The 20,906-nt window shown below is 65.5% G+C and carries 17 protein-coding genes and 1 tRNA gene; 6 read left to right on the top strand and 12 right to left on the bottom strand.

All coding sequences use genetic code 11. The features are described 5' to 3' along the window. The first annotated feature begins 253 nt into the window (after positions 1 to 253). From ACW172_RS05700 to ACW172_RS05675, 6 genes are all read left to right on the top strand, one after another. Complete coding sequence (locus ACW172_RS05700; RefSeq protein ID WP_492034222.1) at positions 254 to 1,867, top strand: alpha-D-glucose phosphate-specific phosphoglucomutase; 1,614 nt, start codon at positions 254 to 256, stop codon at positions 1,865 to 1,867. A 133-nt stretch (positions 1,868 to 2,000) separates the two neighbouring features. Further along, positions 2,001 to 2,075: transfer RNA gene (locus ACW172_RS05695), tRNA-Val, on the top strand. Positions 2,076 to 2,257: 182 nt separating this feature from the next. Then, positions 2,258 to 3,031, top strand: coding sequence for an ABC transporter permease (locus tag ACW172_RS05690; RefSeq protein ID WP_492034221.1), 774 nt, complete (start codon positions 2,258 to 2,260; stop codon positions 3,029 to 3,031). Between the two features lie 44 nt (positions 3,032 to 3,075). Beyond that, positions 3,076 to 4,242: a KpsE/RkpR family capsule polysaccharide export protein gene (locus tag ACW172_RS05685; RefSeq protein WP_492034220.1), complete on the top strand. Its 1,167-nt coding sequence runs from the start codon at positions 3,076 to 3,078 to the stop codon at positions 4,240 to 4,242. Continuing rightward, complete coding sequence (locus tag ACW172_RS05680; protein WP_492034219.1) at positions 4,242 to 4,916, top strand: ABC transporter ATP-binding protein; 675 nt, start codon at positions 4,242 to 4,244, stop codon at positions 4,914 to 4,916. The genes ACW172_RS05685 and ACW172_RS05680 overlap by 1 nt, the downstream gene beginning before the upstream one ends. Before the next feature lie 8 nt (positions 4,917 to 4,924). Then, positions 4,925 to 5,773, top strand: coding sequence for a hypothetical protein (locus tag ACW172_RS05675; RefSeq protein WP_492034218.1), 849 nt, complete (start codon positions 4,925 to 4,927; stop codon positions 5,771 to 5,773). A gap of 7 nt (positions 5,774 to 5,780) precedes the next feature. Here the strand turns inward: ACW172_RS05675 and ACW172_RS05670 are convergent, their stop codons facing one another. The 12 genes from ACW172_RS05670 to ACW172_RS05615 form a co-directional block, all read right to left on the bottom strand. After that, a complete protein-coding gene (locus tag ACW172_RS05670; RefSeq protein ID WP_492034217.1) occupies positions 5,781 to 6,656 on the bottom strand; it encodes a class I SAM-dependent methyltransferase in 876 nt (291 codons plus the stop codon). After that, positions 6,653 to 9,928, bottom strand: coding sequence for a glycosyltransferase (locus ACW172_RS05665; RefSeq protein WP_492034216.1), 3,276 nt, complete (start codon positions 9,926 to 9,928; stop codon positions 6,653 to 6,655). Before ACW172_RS05665 ends, ACW172_RS05670 begins: the two co-directional genes overlap by 4 nt. 66 nt (positions 9,929 to 9,994) lie before the next feature. Further along, the gene (locus ACW172_RS05660) at positions 9,995 to 11,137 is read right to left on the bottom strand and encodes an AGE family epimerase/isomerase (RefSeq protein WP_492034215.1); all 1,143 of its coding nucleotides are present in this window, start codon (positions 11,135 to 11,137) and stop codon (positions 9,995 to 9,997) included. Then, complete coding sequence (locus ACW172_RS05655) at positions 11,137 to 12,387, bottom strand: HAD-IIIA family hydrolase (RefSeq protein WP_492034214.1); 1,251 nt, start codon at positions 12,385 to 12,387, stop codon at positions 11,137 to 11,139. Before ACW172_RS05655 ends, ACW172_RS05660 begins: the two co-directional genes overlap by 1 nt. Further along, a complete protein-coding gene (locus ACW172_RS05650) occupies positions 12,375 to 13,406 on the bottom strand; it encodes a GHMP family kinase ATP-binding protein (protein ID WP_492034213.1) in 1,032 nt (343 codons plus the stop codon). Before ACW172_RS05650 ends, ACW172_RS05655 begins: the two co-directional genes overlap by 13 nt. 102 nt (positions 13,407 to 13,508) lie before the next feature. Beyond that, positions 13,509 to 14,582 carry a GSCFA domain-containing protein gene (locus tag ACW172_RS05645; RefSeq protein ID WP_492034212.1) on the bottom strand — a complete coding sequence of 358 codons (1,074 nt, stop codon included), beginning with the start codon at positions 14,580 to 14,582 and terminating at the stop codon, positions 13,509 to 13,511. Positions 14,583 to 14,591: 9 nt separating this feature from the next. Beyond that, the gene (locus ACW172_RS05640) at positions 14,592 to 15,389 is read right to left on the bottom strand and encodes a hypothetical protein (protein ID WP_492034211.1); all 798 of its coding nucleotides are present in this window, start codon (positions 15,387 to 15,389) and stop codon (positions 14,592 to 14,594) included. Positions 15,390 to 15,400: 11 nt separating this feature from the next. After that, the gene (locus ACW172_RS05635) at positions 15,401 to 16,558 is read right to left on the bottom strand and encodes a glycosyltransferase family 2 protein (RefSeq protein ID WP_492034210.1); all 1,158 of its coding nucleotides are present in this window, start codon (positions 16,556 to 16,558) and stop codon (positions 15,401 to 15,403) included. A gap of 43 nt (positions 16,559 to 16,601) precedes the next feature. Continuing rightward, entirely contained in the window at positions 16,602 to 16,904 is a 303-nt protein-coding gene (locus ACW172_RS05630; protein WP_492034209.1) for a hypothetical protein, read from the bottom strand. Next, a complete protein-coding gene (locus tag ACW172_RS05625) occupies positions 16,904 to 18,874 on the bottom strand; it encodes a glycosyltransferase (RefSeq protein WP_492034208.1) in 1,971 nt (656 codons plus the stop codon). The genes ACW172_RS05630 and ACW172_RS05625 overlap by 1 nt, the downstream gene beginning before the upstream one ends. Then, positions 18,871 to 19,941: an NAD-dependent epimerase/dehydratase family protein gene (locus tag ACW172_RS05620; protein WP_492034207.1), complete on the bottom strand. Its 1,071-nt coding sequence runs from the start codon at positions 19,939 to 19,941 to the stop codon at positions 18,871 to 18,873. Before ACW172_RS05620 ends, ACW172_RS05625 begins: the two co-directional genes overlap by 4 nt. A 65-nt stretch (positions 19,942 to 20,006) precedes the next feature. After that, complete coding sequence (locus tag ACW172_RS05615) at positions 20,007 to 20,756, bottom strand: hypothetical protein (RefSeq protein ID WP_492034206.1); 750 nt, start codon at positions 20,754 to 20,756, stop codon at positions 20,007 to 20,009. Positions 20,757 to 20,906: the final 150 nt, after the last annotated feature.

Genomic DNA, 20,906 nt, shown 5'->3' with positions numbered 1-20,906 from the left:
TCCAGCGGCCCGGATCTTTCCGATTAGAATGAAGCCCCACGGCGAACTCCCCAGTACGCAACGAACCCTGAACCCCCCGGTCATTTGCATCATTTCTGAAACAAGCGGTTATGGCCAGCGTTGCCGTGGCCGACGGCAAACGGCCCCCGGCCGGGCGGTCGTGGTTTTGGCAGTGCAAATCGATGCACGCTGTGTTCAAAACCTCCCCGATTTTCCGGCTGCGCGAGGGCGACCCTTGATTTCGACCGTTTCGGTGACCCCGTTTTCCGATCAGAAGCCCGGCACCTCCGGCCTGCGGAAGGCGGTCGGCGTCTTTCAGCAGCCCCACTACGCCGAGACCTTCATCCAGTCGGTCTTCGACGTTCTGGCCGACAAGGCCGGCGCCGTCCTGGTCATCGGCGGCGACGGCCGCTTTCTGAATCGCGAGGTCATCGGCAAGGCTGTCCGCATGGCGGCGGCCAACGGCTTCGCACGCGTGCTCATCGGCCGGGGCGGCATCCTGTCGACGCCCGCGGCCAGTCATGTGATCCGCCTGAACGGCGCGCTAGGCGGCCTGATCCTGTCCGCGAGCCACAATCCCGGCGGTCCGGACGGCGATTTCGGGATCAAGTACAATATCGCCAACGGGGGTCCGGCGCCGGAATCGGTGACCGGCGCCATCCATGCGCGCAGCCTGGTGCTGGACCGCTATCTGACCCTGGAAGGCGGGGCGGATATCGACCTCGAAACCCTGGGCGAGACCCGGGTCGGGGATATGGTGGTGGAGATCATCGATCCGGTCGCCGCCTACGCCGACCTGATGGAGACCCTGTTCGACTTCGATGCCATCCGGGCGCATCGGGCCAGGGGGTTCACCCTGTCCTTCGACGCCATGAGCGCGGTCACCGGCCCCTATGCCCATGAAATCCTCGAGCGGCGGCTGGGCTTCACGCCGGGCTCGGTGGTCAACGGCGTCCCGCTTGAGGATTTCGGCGGCCATCACCCAGACCCCAACATTGTCCACGCCCGTGAGCTCTACGACCGGATGATGGGCCCCGACGCGCCCGATTTCGGGGCCGCCTCGGACGGGGATGGCGACCGCAACCTGGTCATCGGACGCGGCCGGTTCGTGGCGCCCTCAGACGCGCTGGCCATCCTGGCGGCGAACGCCCATCTCGCGCCCGGCTATGCCCGGGGACTGGCTGGCGTGGCGCGGTCGATGCCGACCAGCGCCGCGGTGGACCGGGTCGCCGCCGCCCTGGACATTCCCCTCCATGAAACGCCGACCGGCTGGAAATTCTTCGGCAACCTGCTCGACGCCGGCCAGGTCACCCTGTGCGGCGAGGAGAGCGCCGGGGCGGGGTCCGACCATGTGCGCGAGAAGGACGGGCTCTGGGCGGTCCTGCTGTGGCTCAACATTCTCGCTGTGCGCGGGGTGTCGGTCGACGAACTGATCCAGGAGCACTGGCGCCGGTTTGGCCGCAACTACTATGTCCGCCACGACTATGAGGGCGTCTCCAGCGAGGGCGCCGACGCCCTGATGGCCGCGCTGCGCGGCCGGCTGGCCTGGCTGCCGGGCCAACGCCACGGCGACCTCGTCATCGCGTCCGCCGACGACTTCGCCTACGTCGATCCCGTCGACGGGTCGGTCAGCGAGGGCCAGGGCTTGCGGATCCTGTTCGAGGGCGGCTCGCGCGTCGTCTATCGCCTGTCGGGCACGGGAACCTCCGGCGCGACCCTGCGGGTCTATATCGAGCGCTACGAGCCCGCCGACGGCGTTCTCGACGCCGATCCGGCCGAGGCCCTGTCTGCTCTGGTCGAGGCCGGCAAGGCCATCGCCGGGATCGAGCGCTTCACCGGCCGGACGATGCCGGACGTCGCGACCTGAACGCCCCGGGCGCGCGGAAACGACGGTCGTTGGAAATAGAGGGAAAAGCCCCTTGCGGCCCGCGCCGATCACGGGCTATAGACCGCGCCTTCCCGTTCCGGAGCCGCTGCGGCGACCTCGGAACCGTCAAGGCGGACGCGTAGCTCAGCGGGAGAGCACTACGTTGACATCGTAGGGGTCACAGGTTCAATCCCTGTCGCGTCCACCATTCTCCCTCCAAACCCATGACGGCGCTTTCGAGCGCATCGGGGTCCGCGCCGCGGGCCGGTCGATCCTCCGGCGTCCGTCCGGATGTTCGCGCGTCTCGCGTATTCCGTCGCCCGAGGGGCCATGCTACGGCCTCTGCGGGGACTTTTGCGCTCCACGCCCGGGCGGCGCCAGGACACACTAATGTTTCGCTTCATCCACCGCCATTCGACCATCATCGGTTCGTTGGTCATGCGCGAGATCGTCACGCGCTTCGGCCGCGAGGGCCTCGGGTTTCTGTGGCTGGTGGGCGAGCCCCTGATGTTCTGCCTCGGGGTCATGACCCTGTGGTGGGTCCTCAAGCCGGAGTACGAGCACGGTATCCGCGTCGCCCCGTTCGTGATGACGGGCTATATGTCGATCCTTCTCTTCCGCCACGTCGTCAGCCAGGCGAGTGGGGCGCTGCAGGCCAATGTGGGCCTGCTCTACCATCGGCGCGTGCACCCGCTGCACATCTATATCTCGCGGACCCTGATGGAGATGGCGGGCGGCACGGTCGCCTTCTTCATTGTCTATGTTCTGCTGCTGCTGCTCGGCCTCGTCGAGCTGCCGTCGAACTATATCCTCCTGTACGGCGGCTATATCCTGATGGCCCTGCTGTCCCACGGGTTCGGGGTCTGCGTCGCGGCGCTGGGCATCCGCTTCGAGGTGATGGAGCGGATTCTTCCGGTCTCCATGTACCTGATGATCCCATTATCGGGGGCCTTCATCATGGTGGACTGGGTGCCGCAGCGGTATCAGGGCATCTATCTGCTCAATCCCCTGCCCCATACGGTCGAGATGATTCGGGCCTCGGTGTTCGGCGAGTTCGTGCCGACGCATTATGACATCGGCTATGCTCTGGCATGGGCTTTGGGACTGAATTTGCTGGCTTTGATGCTGTTGTCGCAAACACAGCGCTTCCTCGACATCGAATAGCAAACCCCCTAAACCGCGCAGTTGAAATCAAACGAAAGCGATCGATGAATCAGCCCGAACTCCGGTATCTGGGTCCGACCGAGCGCCCGTCGTCGGACGGCCTTCCCCGTGGGCTGGCCTTCTTCAGGAAGTTGCCGCGGGCCTTCGTCCTGGTCGTCGTGGTCCCCACTCTTCTGGCGATGTTGTACTTCCTGGTGCTCGCGAGCCCCCGGTATGTTTCGGAATCGCGTTTCATGGTGCGATCCGCGGGCATGGACCAGCCGTCCACGCTCGGGGCGGCCCTGCAGGGCGTCGGCCTGACCAGCGGCTCCTCGAACGCCTTCGCGGTTCATGAGTACATCACCTCTCGGGACAGCCTGCAGGACGTTCAGCGCGCGGTTGATCTTCGTAAGGTCTACGGTCGTCCGGGGATCGACTTCCTGTCGCGCCGGCCGCATCCGTGGAGCGGCGGTTCCAGGGAGAGCCTGTACAAGGGCTTCCAGTCCTATGTGACGGTCGGCTACGAATCCACCACGGGTATCAGCACCTTGCGGGTCGAGGCCTTCTCGGCCGAGGAGGCGCGCAAGATCAACGACACCCTTCTGTCCGGCGGTGAGCAGCTGGTGAATCGTCTGAACGAACGGTCGTCGAGCGACGCCGTCCGGGAGGCGACCCGGACCCTGGAAGAGGCCCAGCGTCGGCTGAACACCGCACAGGCCGCCTTGACCGCCTTCCGGAACCGCGAAGGCATAATCGATCCCGCCCGCACCGCTCTGGCGAGCACTCAGCTGATCGGCGAACTGAAGCTGGCGCTGGCGACCCTCAACGCCGAGCGGGCCCAGGTCGCGTCGGATACGCCGGCCAGCCCCCAACTCCCGACGCTGGACAGCCGGATCCGCGCTCTCAGCGCGCAGATCGCCCTTGAAGAGCAAAAGGTCGCGGGTCAGGCCGACTCGCTCGCGCCGAAAATCTCGGCCTACGAGGACCTGGCTCTGGAGAAGGAGTTCGCGGACCGGCTGGTCACCTCCGCGACGGCGGCGCTCAACGCCGCTCAGCTCGATGCGCGTCGCCAGCACCTCTATCTGGAGCGTGTGGTGAGCGCGAGCCTGCCGGACCACGCTGAAGAGCCGAAGCGCTGGTTCATGATCCTGTCGGTGTTCGCCACCATGCTCATCGTCTACGCCATCGGCTGGTTGGCCGTCGCCAGTGTGAGAGAGAGCGGGTCTCACTAATGAGTTCGGCCCACGGGGTTGGTTTGCGCGTCGAGAATCTGGGCAAGGTCTATCCGACGCCCGGGTCGAAGCCTGTGTTTTCTGATCTCTCGTTCGACCTTGGTCGCCAGGACCGCCTGGCGGTTCTGGGGCGCAACGGGCAGGGAAAATCGACCCTGATCAAGATCCTGGGCGGGATCCTGCCCCAGTCGGAGGGGACCGTCCGCTGGGACATGACCTCCTCCTGGCCGATCGGCTTCGGCGGCGGCTTTCAGGGCAGCCTGACAGGCATCGACAACATCCGTTTCATCACGCGGATCTACCATCGATCCTACCAGGACGTTTTCGACCGGGTCGAGGGGTTCGCCGAGCTCGGCTCCGCCCTGCACCGGCCGGTGAAACACTATTCGTCGGGCATGAGGGCCAGGCTGGCGTTCGGCCTGTCCCTGGCGATCGAGTTCGACTGCTATCTGATCGACGAACTGGTGTCCGTCGGCGACGCCCGCTTCCAGCGCAAGTGCAATGAAGAGCTGTTCGAACGACGGGGCGACCGCGCCTTCCTCATGGCGTCGCATGACATGCACATGATCGGCAGCCTGTGTGACCGAGCCCTGATTATCGAGGGCGGGCGGGCCCGGATGTTCAACGATGTCGAGGAAGCGATCGACATCTACACTTGGCTGCGCGCCGCATGAGTTCGCCTATGCGTGTGCGTGTTCTCCAGGTCCCGGCGCGGGACTCGGATTTTTGGCGGGCGCAGTTCGCTCAGGCCTGCCAGGCCGCGGACTGGGACTATGTCGAATACTGGGGCGGCGATGAACCGGCCCTCGCCGAGGGGCGGTCCGCGCTGATCGTCGGCTGGGACGCGTCCGGCGCGAGCCTCGCGCCGGATCACTGGATCATCCTCGGCTGTACGCCCGAGGAGGCGATTTCGGTCTCGGAGGCGAGCCTTCATCTGCCCCGGCCCGACGCCATCTATCACACCTCAAACCGTTTCGCCCTGTGCAGCACGCTGGCTGTCGCGGGCGCCGCCGTCTTCCAGAATACGGACGCCTTCATCGAGACGCCGGGTCTGGGACGCATTTCCCGCCACCAGATCGAGTTCGACTCCGTCACCGACCCGGCCAGTCCGCTCAGCCTCTACGAGGTCCTGCCCCCGGCGCCGGGCGTCCGTGTCCATTGGCCCGCGGACCTGTTCGTCTATCCGACGAAGGATGGGAGCCCGGGCGGATCGCCGACGATCGGGTTGCTGGGCCGCCGCCGGCTCTTGCTGAATGGCCCCAATATCGCCCTTCCGGCCGGCGCCTGGCAGGCGAAGGCCTCCTTCTACCTTGATCCTCCGGGCAAGGCGGATCTCCTGATCGAGTGGGGGTTTGGCGTCTCGGTGGCCAGCTTCCACCAGATCCTCGAACGGGAGGGGCTGTACGAGCTCACCCTGACCCATGTCTGGCCGGAAGCGGCGCCGGCCGATTTCAGGATCAGCCTGATGATGCCGGCCCTCGACGGAACGCTCGAGATGCGGGGTCTCGACCTCTCACACGTTCCGGCCTGACGGAGCCTCAGGGCTTGCGGTAGATGCCCAGCATGAAGTCGTGCTTCAACGCGCCGGCCAGGGTCAGTTCGTCCTCCAGGGCGATGAGCATCTGAACCAGGGCGGTGCTTTCCGGCGACCCGTCGTTGACCTTCGCCCCGTTCAGATAGCCGAACAGGGGGTGCAGCAGGCCGCCGCCCACGAACCGCTCGTAGACCGGTTCGAAATACATGGGCGTGAGGATCGGGATCAGGGCGGAGCGCACGCCCTCTGTCGGATCGTTCGCCATGATCATGTCGATCGTCGGCAGCGTCAGCCGCTCGTCAGCCATCCTGAAGATCGGGGCGATGCGATCAAGCACCCGGTTCACGATCTCGACCTGCGAGACGGGATAGATCTGGTAGCAGGGGCCGCAGTATTCGTTGACGATGACGTGCCCGCCCGGCGCCAAAACAGTCCGGACAGCCGACAGCATGCCCTCGATGTCCGTCACATGGTGCAGCGACCCCGAGAACAGGACGACGTCATACTGATTGGCGGGTCCGGGATCGGCGACGAACGACTCGAAAAGCCGGACCGAAAAGTCCACGTTCAAAGAGAGCGCGCGGGCATTGGCGGTGGCCTGTTCGATGGCGACGGGCGAGGCGTCGAACGCCACGATGTGTTGGGCATGGCCGCGCTGGGCCATCATGAGCTCATGGCCACCGTCGCCGCAGCCGATCGAAAGAACCCGGTTGGCCGGAGAAAGCTTCTGCGTGAAGACCCATTCCAGCCAGAAGCCCGACTGATCGGTCATGCGATGATAGAGGGCCTGTTCGACGATCGGATTTTGCGTCCAGGCCGACCGGGTCGAGGTCTCGTACATCCGGTCCCAGTGAGCGGTTGCGGTGCTGGAAGCGGTCATGAGGTCAACTCGGGGAGGGTGTTGGCGGCGTTGAGAAGCGCGGCTTCGCGAATGAGGGCTGAATAGCCGACGAGCATCTCTCTGTAACCTGGCCGGCTGTGCAGGACGTCGAGACTGGCGTCGCCGAGGCGCCGCCGGCGGCCGGCGTCCACGGCCAGACCGAGGATCAGATCCTTCAGGGCCATCACGTCGTCAGGGGGGTAGAACAGGGCATTGACGTCGCGACCGACCAGCTCCGGAATCCCGAAGACCGGGGTGGTGATGATCGGCAGGCTGAAGGCCATGGCCTCGACGATCACGCGCGGCGCGCTCTCGATCCGCGAGGTGCAGACGAAGATGTCCGCCGCGGCATAGTAGACCGTCATATCCTCGACGGAGCCGACGAGGTCGACGTTCGCCGAAACCGCCGGGGCCAGGTCGGCAATCGTGCGTGCGACGTCTGTGGCGTAGTCAGCCTCGACATGGGCGCCGACGATGAAGACGCGCAGGTTCGCCGCCGCGCTCTCCGACATGCCGGCGAGCGCCTTGACCAGATCCATCTGGCCTTTCCGGCGGCAGACCGTGCCGATCAGGATCAGCACGAGTTCGTCGCCTCGCACCTGAAGATGTCGCCGCGCCTCGACGCGGGTCCAGCGCGACACCTCGGCCTCCAGCCGTTCCGGCGGGATGCCGTGGCGGATGGTCACGGCGTTGTGGCGGGTCTGCACCGGCTGCCACCGTCGCCGGGTCGCCTCGGCGACATAGGTGACGGCATAGGCCTGACCGAAGGCGGCATAGGCATGGCTGCGAACCCCCGGCGTCAGGTCGTTGAAATAGGTTTCCCAGGGCTCGCTCTCGTGCTGGCACCAGATCGAGGCCAGGCCGAGATCGGCGGCCGCCGAGACCGCGTAGTAGGCCGTCAGGGTATTGGCCACGACAACCTCGGCGCCGACAGCGGCGAAGGTCTCGCCGAGCGCGTGGCGAAGCGTCAGAAAGTCGGACAGGCTTGATTGAGGGGCGGGCTGGCGGAACAGCCGCACCTCGATGCCTTCGCGCGCATAGGCCTCCGCCAGCGGGCCGTCGCTTGGGCTCAGCACGACCGGATCGATCACACCTGCCCGCTTCAGACCGACCAGAAGGTCCAGCAGGGTGTTCGGCGCGCCTTCCAGTCTCAGGTTGTGGGTCACGGCGGCCACCCGGATCGGCCGCGAAGCCCGCAGGGGCAGCCGGCGCGCCGCGGGCTCGAACTGTTCGTTGTCGAGCGACAGATTGGGGTTGTAGAAGCCCTCCCGCCAATCGCGGTACGTCTCACGCAGGGCGATCACCTCCCTGGGGTTGTCGCGCTGGCCCCTGGATTTTCCTTCCAGATGGTAGAGCTCGGCTTCGGGGCAGTAGACACAGCCATAGCCGTTGGCGACCAGTCGGAACCCGTAGTCTACGTCATTGTAGGCAACCGCGAACCGGGCCTCGTCGAAGCCTCCCAGACTCTCGAAAAGCGCGCGCGGGGTCAGGACGCAGGCGGCCGTGACGGCGGAATATTCGCGTGCCGTCCGCATGAAGCCCATATAGCCCCAGTCGTGCGCGGGGGCGCCGCGGAAGGCGTGCCCCACCAGGCCCTCGTTGTAGCCGTGCACAATGCCCGCGTGCTGGACGGTGTTGTCTCCGAACAGCAGCCGGGCTCCGACCGATCCGACCCCTTCCATCCGGCCATATCCGACCATCTGGCTCAGCCAGCGCTCGTTGATGACCTTTGTGTCGTTGTTCAGGAAGAGGACGAAGTCGCCGTCGGCGTGTCGAACCGCCTCGTTCATGACCGCCGCGAAGCTGAACCCGTTCGGCCCGCGCGGTACGCCGAGGACGCTGAAGCCGGGCGTCTGTCGAAGGCGTTCGAGATAGGCGATCGTGTCCGGATCGTCGCTGCCGTTGTCGACGACGAGGACGCTGTAGTTGTCGTAGGTGGTCTTCGACAGGGAGGCGACGCAGTCGGACAGCAGGTCGACCTTGTTGTAGGTCGGAATGATGATGGTGACCGACGGGCCGGTGTCGGGGAACTCCAGGGCATACATGCCGACCCGGGTCTGGAGCGCCCATGCCGGGTGCAGGACCCCGGCGTCGATCTTGCGTCGCTGCATGGCCTCTTCGACGGCCTTGCGGCCGGCCTCGAAGCTTTCGGGCTTGGCGTCGCCGGACAGGGCGGTGGAGCCGGCCGTGGCGCGCCAGTTGTACAGGACCCGGGGGATATGGCCGATGTGGCGGGCCTGTTCCGTGGCGCGCAGCGCGAAGTCGTAATCCTGGGAGCCGTCGAAGCCGGAGCGGAAGCCGCCGAGCCTCTGGAACAGGCTGCGGCGGACCGTCAGGACGTGGCCCATGTACATATAGGACAGGAGCAGGGTCGGGGCCCAGTCGGGCTTGAACTGGGGGGCGTAACGCCGACCGCGCTCGTCGATCTTGTCGTCGTCGCTGTAGACCAGGTCAGCGGTGGGGTGGGCGGTGTAATAGAGGGCGACTTCGGCCAGGCAATCGGGGGTCAGAAGATCGTCGTGGTCGAGGAAGGCGATGACCTCCCCCGTGGCCATGGCGACGGCCGCGTTCGTCGCGGCGCTGATCCCGCCGTTGACGCCTTGATGCGCAACCCGGATGCGCGGGTCGCGGGCCGCCAGCCCGTCGAGAATCTCGCGGGTCTCCGCCGAGGAACTGGCGTCGTCGACGATGCACAGCTCCCAGTTCTGATAGACTTGGCCCAGGACGGATTCGACCATCTCTTCCAGCTGATAGGCCGGCGTGTTGAAGACGGGCGTGATCACCGAAATACGCAGATCGGCGCCGGAAGCCTCCAGGGCCTGCTGAAGATCGGCGCGGGCCACGGCCGTGAAGGCGTTGGCGGCCTGCCAGGCCTCGTAGCGGTCCAGAGGCTCCAGAAAGGGCTTCAACGCCTCCGGCGCGGCCGCGAGCGCGTCCTGAAGGGTCGTCAGGCCCTGGCCTTTCGGCGTCTCGCCGGTGGTCGGGTTCGGCAAGAGGCCGAGCGCCCGCAAACGCTTGCGGACAACGCGGATGATTTTGGGCGTCGGCCGCGTGCGCAGGGCCGCGATCTGGACCGCCAGGTCGTCCACCCTGGCCGTCAGATCCCGATGATCGCGACGCAGCCCGTCGATTTCCAGGTCCCGACGGGCGATGACCGCCATCAGCCTGGCGACCATCTGGGCGTCAGTGGCCGTCGCCGAACCCGGAGCGACCGGCGCCGCGCTTGTTGTCAGGTCTTTCCGCCTTGCGGTGGAAGCGGGTCGATCACCCATCGAAATCCTTTCAACCCGTAGGACGCGGGACGGATACCCGTCGCGTCGCCTCGGGAAGCGTAAGCTTTAAGCAGACAAAGACGCCATTTCGCCGACGGCGCAGGTGATATGATAGAGTGAGCTCGCGCGGGACGGCTCCTGTGACGGGGCCCCGTCCGCGTTTATGTGTTCCCACCAGGCGCCCTGAACCGGGTGGTCGAAGAACCGCAACAGACCTGTCGCCGCCTCCGCCGTCTTCTCTCTCGCCGCCGTGGCTTCGGCCTCGGTCCGCGCCAGGGCGCCCAGGGCCACGAAGGCCTTGATCCGTTCTGTCTGGGGCCACAGCCGGTGCCGGTCGTCCCGGACGGACAGGTCCTGATTGAGTTCGTTCACGGCCATGCGCATCGGCGAAACCCCGCGCTCCTCGGCAATGCGGATCAGGGTGCGGGCGGCCTCGAGGGCGTCGGGACGGCCGCGCGATCGTCCCCAGCGAATGAGGAGCCAGGCCCATTCGAACTGATGCCCCGGCTCGACCACGTCCAGTCCGGCTTCGGTCAACGGCCGCCAGTCGGCATCGAAATATTCCTGCAGCGCCCCGGTTTCGGGATGCAGGAAATGCTTCAGGCAAAGTTCCACGATCTCATCGGCGAGGAGCCCCCAGGCGGGGTCGTCGTCCACCACCGCCCAGGCGAGCGACGCCTCCAGGATGTGCATGTGGGGGTTGGCTTTCAGGGGAAGCGACGGCGGGTCGGATTCCTCGAAGCCGCCCAGCGGGTGTTTCCAGCCCGCGCACATCCGGTCGCGGATCGAACGGGCGAGCGTCGTCAGCTCGGGCTTGCGCACGCCGAAGCCCGCGGCGGCGGCCAGACCGAACAGCACAAAGGCGTGGTCGTAGAGGTCGAAGCCCTCCACGACCGGTTCGCCCTGGGCTGTCACCACCGGCCGGATGACATCGCCGCGCAGACTATGGGTCGTGAGGAAGTCCAGCCCGTGTTCGACGATCTCGCGCGCGGGACCGTCCCAACCCAGGCGCGCGGCGGCGACGGCGGAGTAGATCTGACGGCCTACGAGCCGCGCGCGGCGGGGATCATCCAGCATGGACCCGTCCACGGACATCCGCTCCAGGAAGCCTCCGTTGACCCGATCCACTCCGGCGGAGAACCAGAATGGGAAGAGGCTGTCGTTGAGCCGGTTGCGCAGCGCGATGAACTCGGGCGAATCTTGGGTCATCAGGCTGTCCTTCCCTCGAGGATATCCGCCACGAAGGCGTCGAGCCGCCCGCCGCTGAACAGATGTCCGGCGACGCCGGCCGCCTCGGCCGCCTCCATGTCAGTGAGGTTGTCGCCGATCATGACGCTTGAGGCGACATCGACCGGCCATTTTGCGATCAGATCGTTCAGCATCCCGGGGCGGGGCTTTCGCCAGTCCGAGTCGCGTCGGTAGGCCTCGTCGACGGCCTCGAGGTGGAACGGGCAGTAGCGTTCGTCGTCGATGCGGGCTCCGGCCTCGGCCAGGTCGTCACGGATATGGCGGGTCAGCTGGTGGTAGTCGGCTTCGCTGTAGAAGCCCTTGCCGATCCCGGCCTGGTTGGTCACCACAAAGGCATAGTAGCCGCGCGCGTTGACGAGGGCGATGGCCTCGCGCGCGCCTTCGATCCATTCGAATCGGTCGCGGGTTCCCACATGTCCGTGGTTGACGTTCAGCACGCCGTCACGATCGAAAAACACGGCCGGACGTCGCCGGCTGGCCTGGATTTCGGTCTGGGCGCGGGCGAAGTCCTCAGGCACGCCGATGTCCAGGAAGAAGCCCGTCACGGGCAATCCCCTCAACCGGCCGGCGGCGGCCAGACCCGGGAGATTGTCCCGTTCGAACGAGCCCTGCGCCGCCAGGCCGTCGACGAAGGTCCGGCGGAAGACCGCGACGCCGCCGTTGATCCAGGCCGGCTCGTCCGGCGCCGCGACCCGGCCGAAGGCGGTGATGCGGTCGCCTTCGAGATCGACGACGCCATATCGGCCCGCGGCCTCCAGGCGGCGCAGGGCCAGGGCGCCGATCACCTCGGGATCCTGGGCAAGCCTCGCCAGCTGGTCCAGCGGGGTGTCGAGGAAGGTGTCGCCATTGAACAGATAGAAGACCTCATCCAGCCGATCGCGGGCGTGATAGAGGGCCCCGCCGGTCCCGGCCTGATCCGGCTCGATCGCGACCTCGACGATGATGTCGCGGCCGATCCTCTGTCCGACCTCCCGGGCGAAGGATTCGATCTGTTCGGACCGGAAGGCGGCCAGAAGCAGGAAGCGGCTCACGTCGTAGCGCGTGATTTCCTGGATCAGGATTTCAAGGAAGGGCCGCCCCGCGACGGGCAGAAGAGGCTTCGGCGTTTCGCGGGTCAGCTCTCCAAGGCGTGTGCCGAGACCGCCGCACAGGATGACCGCCTGGGCGATCCTGGGGGGGCTCGGCTCGCCGTTCCGGGTCAGAAGCGCCACGTTTCGCTCCCGCTTCCCGTGAGCTTGACCGGGGAGGCCACGCCGCCGGCCGCGTTCAGCGCCTCAATCAGCCGATACCGGTTTTCCGGATGCACCAGGAAGAACATGAAGCCGCCGCCGCCGGCGCCCGAAACCTTTCCGGCGAGGGCGCCGGCGGCCATCGCGATATCGAACAGGTTGTCGAGCATGGAGTTCGAGACCGCCTTGGCGGTCGCCTTCTTGGCGCGCCACGACGCATTGAGGATTTCCGCCATCAGGTCGATATCGCCCAGCAGCAGGGCCTGTTTCATGGCCATGGCGTCGGATTTCAGCGTGTGCATCGCCGCCAGTGTGGCTTCGTCAAGCGCGCGGATGCCGGCCGTTTGCTGGTCGATGATCGCCGCCGACTGCCGGGATCGCCCGGAGAAACACATCACCAGCGAACTTTCGAGTTCGTTGTAGACCGGCGTCGACACCCGCAACGGGTTCACGATGACCCGGTCGGCCTGCAGGAATTCGATGAAGTTCACGCCGCCGAAGGCCGCGGCGTACTGGTCCTGACGACCGCCCGAGAGGCCGAGGTCCTGGCGCTCGATCTCGAAGGCAAGATGGGCGACGTCGTACTTGCCGAGCGGTGCGCCAAGGATATCGCGGAATCCGTCGACCAGGGCGACCACGAGCGAGGACGAGGAGCCCAGTCCCGAGCCGGCGGGAGCGTCGACCGTGGTCTTGACGGTGACGGGCAGGGGCTTGCCGCCGTTGAACTCGGCGATCATGCGTCGATAGACGCCGCAATGCAGAATCAGTTCGGCGTGCAGCGGTTCGTCGGCCTCGAAGCTTTCGGACACGCCGATGTCGTCCGCCTCGAAGACGACCTTGCCGTCGGTGCGGGGAATGATCGACGCGAAGGCGTAGCGGTCGATCGTCATATTGAGGATCGCCCCGCCAAAGGTGTCGCAATAGGGGGACAGGTCCGTCCCGCCGCCGGCGAGGCCGAGGCGCAGCGGGGCTCTGGCGCGGGTCTTTGCAAAGGGCTTCATGGATTCATCTTCTCAAATCCGGTCGGTCGCGCTCTGTCGGCGACATGACCTGATGGGATCCTGGGCAGTCTGTCTTTCCCCCGACGCCGCCTGGAGGCGGGGCTAGAGCGAGCGCTCGATCAGCTCCTCGTCGCAGATCACCTGCACCACACGGGTCATTCTTTCCAGATAGGGGTCGGGTTCCTGCTCCACCGGGGGCGGGGGAGGCGCATCGGTCTCGACATTGGCGACATGTCCCAGGAACAGCCGCATGACATGTTCGACGCCTTCCTCGGTGACCTGACGCAGATCCTCCGCGAAGTATCGACCGCGATTGTAGTTTCCGACGATGATTTCGTAGGAAGGGAAGTAGGCGACATCCGTCTCCGAGCGGGACAGCTCTTCGCAGACCACCCGAAGCACCGATTTCGAATAGGTCGTCGACACCAGGACGTGACGGTTCTCGGCCGTGGCGATGAGCGGCACCGGAGACACGGTTATGATGACCCGAGACTTCGGATTGACGCTTCTCAGGCGCGTCAGGAACTCACGCATGTCCGCCAGGGTGTCCGCGACCGAGAAGTTCACGAACGCATAGCGCGCCTCGTCGAAGGTCCCCCCGGCGACGCCCGGGCAGACGGGGAAGACGGTTCCGTCTTCCAGAGACACCCAGGCCTCGGTCAGGCCCAGGGTGAAGACGAAGACGTCCAGCTCCTCGAACATCCGACGGACGGCCGCGAAGTGTATCTCCCGATCCAGTTTGAGCTCTTCAAGGCTCGGGAACCCGCCGACCTGGATCGCCGGCCGCAGGGGGTCGACATAGCCGCCTTCGGGGCCTGTCCAGACGTCCTCGATCGGCGTGAAGCGACCGTAGGCCCGGTCAAAGAGCTGAACGAGCTGACGCGCCGTATAGAGGTTGCCGTAGCGGGCGGAGTAGGTGCCGTAGTTGAAGGCGACCTTGTCCTCTTCGGAGCCCAGAGGGTGACCGTCCTCGGTCACGAAATAGCAGAACCCGTTCTTGCGCAGGTGACGCGCGATGTTCTGGGCGAAGCAGCTACCCGCGGTGGCGACCTTGTCGTCGGGCGCGACCACGAAGGGGAAGTCCACCACCGGGTCCACGGTGGAGTATGCGGGCCGTTCGACCGCGCGGGTCCAGCGCGTGTAGTCGGGCATGGACTGGTAAGGATGTTGCGCCATGTTCAGATCCTAATAGAGCCAGGCCCATCCGGCGTACTGGACGTTCAGCATGCGCTCGAAATGTCGCAGCGCCATGTCGCCATAGGCCGGTCCCGCATGCGTCGAATCGCCGCCGTAGCACTCCGGAACGAGGAAGCCCTCGTTGTCCTGTGACTGAACCGGCGAGCCGACGAAGCGAATGTCGTTCGGCTCGCTGGCGCTCCGGATGAGTTCCGAATGCAGTTTCCACAGCTTGTAGCGCAGATCGCGCGGAGCGATTTTCGGAGTCTCGACCTGGGAGCGGAAATAGCCCTCGAGGTGTTCGAGGATATAGTCGTTGTCGCCGCAGGGCGGCGGGGATTCCAGGTGGAAGACCGGCTGGTCGACGGCTTCCCGCAGCGTCATCATATTGAGCACATAGGGCGCCGCGAGCCGGCCGATGATGCGCTGCATATAGCCGTAGGGAATCAGTTCGCGGCCTTCCAGATAGCGATCCGGCTGGCTGGGCATGATGATCTCGAACGGGCGCGGGTGCTCGAGCAGGTTCAACGCGTTGTGGGCGTTGCCTCCGAACATCGACACATAGATCAGCTCGCGATCCGCCGGTATACGCTCCGAAATCATCCGGAAGATGTCAGGGTTCAGAATGTATTTTCCAGGCTCTCCCTCTTTCTCGACGGAGAACTGGTAGTCTCCACCCATGCGCACAGTGTCGAAAACGTAATATTCGATGCCGAGGCTGGGGTCGGTGCATTCATACTGGCGAGGGAAAAGCGCGTTGATGACAGCGGACATATGACTATGTCCAATAATCACTGCTGCCTTCATTCTAAATCACCTTAAACTGGCCAGACTGACGTCGGATAGGTTCGGAGAGGGCTGCGACCCGCCTTGGCGGATCGCTCCTTCAGTACGGTCGGATCGTAGCCGTCAATCAATACGGGTGCACGATCGAATCGTCCCGTAAAGATCTCAACGAGATCGGTCGACAGCCCGACCTCGAAGGTCTGGGTGAAGCCCCGGTACGACACGCTCAGCACGGGCGGAACAAGGGTGGGGTTGAGGCCGACATGAACCAGGTCCGGCGTCTCCATCCCCGTCATCTGGCTGTTGTCGTGGTCGATCCTGTAACCGACCTCGCCGGCCGTCTTGACGATGAGGGCGTCGATCGCCTGGTCCCGGACGTCCCAGAGTTCGGTTTCGCGCTCGAAGGTCGTGACCTGCTGGCGGAACTCCGGATAGCGCATGTCAATGATGTCTTCGTTCTCGGGCACGGTGGTGTGCGCGCCGCTGACGAGACCGGCGGAGACATTTGACCCGCGCCCCATGTGGTAGACGAAGGCGCTCGGGGTCAGGCAGATGCGATAGCCATAGGCCAGGCTGCGCAGGCTCCAGTCGGTTTCCTCGCAATATCCGCGACCGAAGATCGGATCGTTCAGACCGACTTCCCGGATGACGGCGGTCGGGATCATGATGCAGAACGAGATGCCCGCCGGCGTGTCGATGACCTTGTTGCGGAAGGTCTCGTGCAGGGTTTCCGAAATATAGTCGACGGCCGCCTGGTCGGCGATCAGGGCGTCCGGGTCCTGATTCGGGAGGGTGAACACCGACACATTGTTCGACCAGGCCGTGACCGAGCCCACCTTCGGCTGTTGGCAGGCCGCCACCATCACCGTGATCAGGTTTTTCGGGAAGATGACGTCGGAGTTGTTGATCGTGACGAAGTCATAACCGTTATGCACCGCGGCCAGGAGGCCGAGGTTGCAGTTGCGCGGGATGCCGAGGTTCCGCGGCGTGCAATAGTAGGACGCTCCCTCTTCCGCGCAGATCTTTTCGAGATCCGCGCTCCAGCCCGGCTCGGGACTCGCATCGTCAAGGATCAGGACGTCGACCTCCGCGGCGGTCTGGTCCATGCGCCGGGCGCTGCGAATGGCGCGGGGCACGAAGGCGCGTCCGTTATAGGCGGTGATGACGTGCAATACGCGGAGGCGGCTCATGGCGGGCCTTCTGGTCGAGCGGGAAGGAATGGGAGGAGGCGGGTCAGCCGGCGCGGTCGGTCAGGGCCATTTCCCTGGCCTTCTGAAGCCGCAACGCCGCGAGCTGGGCGCGAAGGTCGCTGACCTCCCTTTCCATCGCGGCGACGTGGCTTCCCGAAAGCTGGCTGCGCAGGGCGGCCAGCTCCTTGGACATGCCGGCGAGGCGGCGCGTCAATTCGATGACGCGACGATTGGCGACCTCCACATCGATCAGGGCCTGCTCGAGCGAGAGCCGGTCCAGCCCGAGTTCGGGCAGTTTCGCGGCCGGTCTGGCCGTGTCGTTCGAGGTCTTCTGTTTGATCGGCATCACATCCCCCTTGGGCGACCGAGAATGGAGAAATAGGCTTCGACGGATTTTTCGGCGGTCCGTTTCCAGGTGTAGTCGCCGATGTTCCTGAGCGCTCCGGCGACGGCCTTCCTGGCGGCGTCGGGGTCGGTCAGCAGCAGCTCCGCCCGATCCGTCAGGGCGTCCAGATCGTACTGCCGCGGCGCGTCGGGGTCATCGGTCAATTCACGCAAGGGACCGAACGAAACGTAGAGAGAGGGACAGCCGAAGCTGCCGGCCTCGAACGGAATCTGGCCAAAGCCCTCCGCCGCCGTGGGATAGAGGAACAGCGAGGCGTGCCTCAGCATCCAGTTTCTTTCCTCGCCCGGGACGTCGGGGAGAACCAGAAGGTCCTCGTGATTTCCCTGGAGAAGCTTGACCTCTTCGAGCCGCGTCGAGCCCTGGGGGACGTTGGCGCCGACCAGAACGAGCTTTTCCTTGCGGCCTCGTTCGCGCAGCTTTTGCCAGACCCGGATGCCGAGATCCCGGTTCTTGTGGGAATAGTTCGCGCCCAGGATCACCAGGAACGGTTCGGCCTGCCATCCCCGGCTCAGGAAGGTGGAGGGGATGGAACTGGGTTCGTTCTCCGACCGATGGTCGATGCCGTTCTCGACGACGAACAGGGCGTCGTCGGCGATGCCCAGCTTTTCTTCCCGAATGGGGCCGAGCACGTCATGGCTGATGCTGAAGACGGCGTCGGCCCGGGCGACCGCGGCTTCGAGGTTGAGCCGGTAGCCGGCCCAGTTTTCCCAGTTCTGGAAATAGGAGCCGTTCCGGTAGGCGATCAGGTCCTGGATGGTGATGATCGACCGCTTTCCGAGCGCGCGCCAGCGATCCCAGGGGATCGGCTCGATCGGTTGGTAAGGGCGGTGGATGATGTCCACTTCCGGCGCGTCCGGGAAATGCAACCCGCCCGCGCGATGGAAGGTGATCTTCGGCATCAGCCTGAGGTGCTGGGCGTAGGCGGGGATGTTCGCGGGATCCGGAACGCAGAGCGCCACCGACTTGATGTCGGGATGCTCGGCCAGCTGGGAGGTCAGGGCCACGATGAGCAACTGTGTGCCCATCTCCTGCGGCCCGAGGGCCGAGCCGTCGATCAGGACCCTGAGGCCCTGGGCCTTGGCCCGGGCGAGGTCGAGCGCGGAGGCGAGAGGGGTCGCCATCGTGTCGCGCTGGTAGTCGTGAAGGCCCGGGAAGAAGGGGTGCTTCAGGTGCAGCCGGTGACGGGGCGCGTCGTGGGTCAGGCCGGAGGTGCTGCCCGGGGCCGTCATGCGCCAGACGAAGGTGCCGGCGTCGAGATAGTTGTTGAAGCCCCGGCGGCTCGCCCGAAGGCCGAATTCGACCAGACAGAAGAAGGGGTCGGCGTCCGGCCACGGCTGGAGCCCGTCGGACGTGGACAGGGCGCCGCAATTGATCAGAACCGCCGCGCCTTCCGGGTTCGAGATCGGGACAGGGCCCGTGTCGGGCAGGCGGGTCCGCAGTCGCTCGGTCAGGGTCTGTTCGTTGTGGCCGGGCGGGGGAACGGGGACTTCACTATTCCGGTGCGGGAAGCTGAGGTAGCCCGCCGCGTTGGACAGGAAGGACACGGTGCCGATCCGGGGATCTTCGTCGATCCAGTCGATCGCCCGTTCAAAGGCCTCGGGCGCCACCGCGATCGGTTCCAGCACCACCAGCAACTGGCCTGTCCCGGCCGCGGCGACGGCGGCGGCGTCCGGCAGGGAGAAGGTCTCGATGACCTTGATCTTGTCGTGCTTGAAGACCTTGCCGACATCGTCGGCGCTGTGGTGGACGCAGACAAAGACCGTGGCGATGCCGGACATCGCGCAAAGCGACAGCATGGTCTCGAGCCAGAGCTCGGGGCGTTCGACCACCCAGAGCAAGGCGTTGGCGCGGGGGGCGGCCGGCGCGTCCGTCGCGGGCCGCCCGGCGGTCTGCGTGATCGTCGGTGTCATATGATCCCCTGGGCGACCAGCCATTTCGCGACCGCGTCACTGCCCTGCTCGAAGCTCACGCAAGGCTTGTCCCCGAAGACGCGCTTCATGGCCGTGGCGTCGGCGACCGCCCAGCGGACGTCGCCGTCCCTGAATTTGCCGCAGATCACCGGCGTGGGCGCTCCGTGATAGCCCGCGATCGTGATCGCCGCGTCATGGATCGTGGTCGCGACGCCCGATCCGATGTCGATGGTCTCTACGCCGGGGGTGTCGTGTGTCGCCGCCGCCGCGCAAGCGCTCGCCACGTCGTCGATGAAGACGAAGTCGCGCCCGATCGCGCCGTCCTCATAGACCTCGATCGTCTTTCCGGCTTTCGCCTGGCGATGGAACAGGGTGATGATCCCCGTATAGGCGTTGTCTGGCGACTGGCCCGGGCCGTAGACGTTCTGGAAGCGAAGAATGGTCAAGGGCACGCCCATCGCGCCGGTCCAGGCCTCCAGGATGTGCTCCTGGGTCAGTTTGGTGGCGCCATAGACGCTGGTCGGCCGGGGGTGGACCCTGGCGGCCTCGTGGCTCGACGGCCTCGCCGGACCTCCCGCGGGGTCGGTGAAATCCCATTGGCCGGCGGCGAGTTGGGCGTGGGAGCGCGCGCCGGGATAGAACAGGTCGCCGGAGCCCGACTGCCAGGCGCCCTCGCCGTAGACCGCCCGGCTGGACGACAGGATGATGCGGCGCGGACGCAGGCCCTTGCGGGTCAGGCCGTCGAGCATTTCGGCGGTGCCCGTCACATTGACGCTGGCGTGCCGGCTCGATTCCGTCAGGGATTGCCCCGTCCCGGTCTCGGCCGCCAGATGATAGATGATCTCGGGCTCGTAGCGGCCGAAGAAGTCATCCCAGAACGCCGCGTCGCGAACGTCGGCGACCTCAAGGCGGACGTCCGACGGCAGGGCCGCGGGCCGCTCGCGCGTCCGGTGCACCTGCGGGTGAAGATTGTCGACCGCGACGATTTCCAGGTCGCGCGGCAACAGGCGGGCGATCTCGCAGCCGATGAACCCGGCTCCGCCGGTCAAGAGAATACAGGCCGTCATATTCCATTTCCCGGGACCTTCGCGCTGGGAGTGCGCTGATCCCTTCTGGTTACGCCCGCTCCGGACTAGTCCGGGCGCGGGCTTCTGTTCTCGAGCAATCCGTACCGCACGAAGTGGACGAGGGCGTTCAGGGAAGACGCCGCGATGTCCGGGTAGGTCGTGAGGTACCAGCGGCTGTCGAAGTGCGGACTGGGGTTGCGCCCCTCCCGATCACCAACCGCGAGGTAGTGAAGCAAGGGGTTGACCCCGGCCGCCGCGACGTCCGGATACATATGCTGATAATACAAGGTACTGAACATGGGCGACGGGTCCGTGCCTGTTCGCCAACCTTCGCTCAGGTAATGGTAAATCGGGTGCTTGTCACGAACCTGATAGCGATCCGCGTACCAGGCTTCGTCGAAAAGCGTATGGGGGAAGGTTTTGGCGGGCGAGGCGAGGTAATGGGCGAGGGGGTTCTGCCCCGCGCTGTCCGGATGAAGTTCGCGATAGAGTGACGAGTCGAACAGGGGGCCGGGCTCGCGCCCCTCCTTGAAGCCCCGGGTGACATAGTGATGCACGGGCGAAACGCCGGCCTGGGTCACGTCCTGATTGATCTGCCCATACCAATCGCGATCGAACAGCGGGTTCGGGTTCAGACCCTTGGAGGCCTCGTGTCGAAAGAAAAACTCGAAGGGGTCGGTATTATCTTCAACGAGGCCTGCATACTTCGATGAAAACCACTCACGATCAAATATCGCCTTGAGTGAGTTCTTAAGCTTGGCGTCGCTTTTGGTGTTCCCGCGTCGGAATTTCTTCAATGCTTTCTTTAACTGCATTGCGCGCGCCGCCTCGATCGCGTTTCATCACTCGAATGGATTGGGTATAGAACGGAATATTTCAACGATCCAGCGGAAAACGCGGTCTTTTCGGGTGGGGCGGGCCGGCAGGCGACGTTGGCGCGGCCGCGAGGTTCCTGTTTTCGCGGA

This window comes from Brevundimonas sp. ALps5, assembly GCF_058681645.1.
This window is presented reverse-complemented; position numbering and strand designations above follow the sequence as displayed.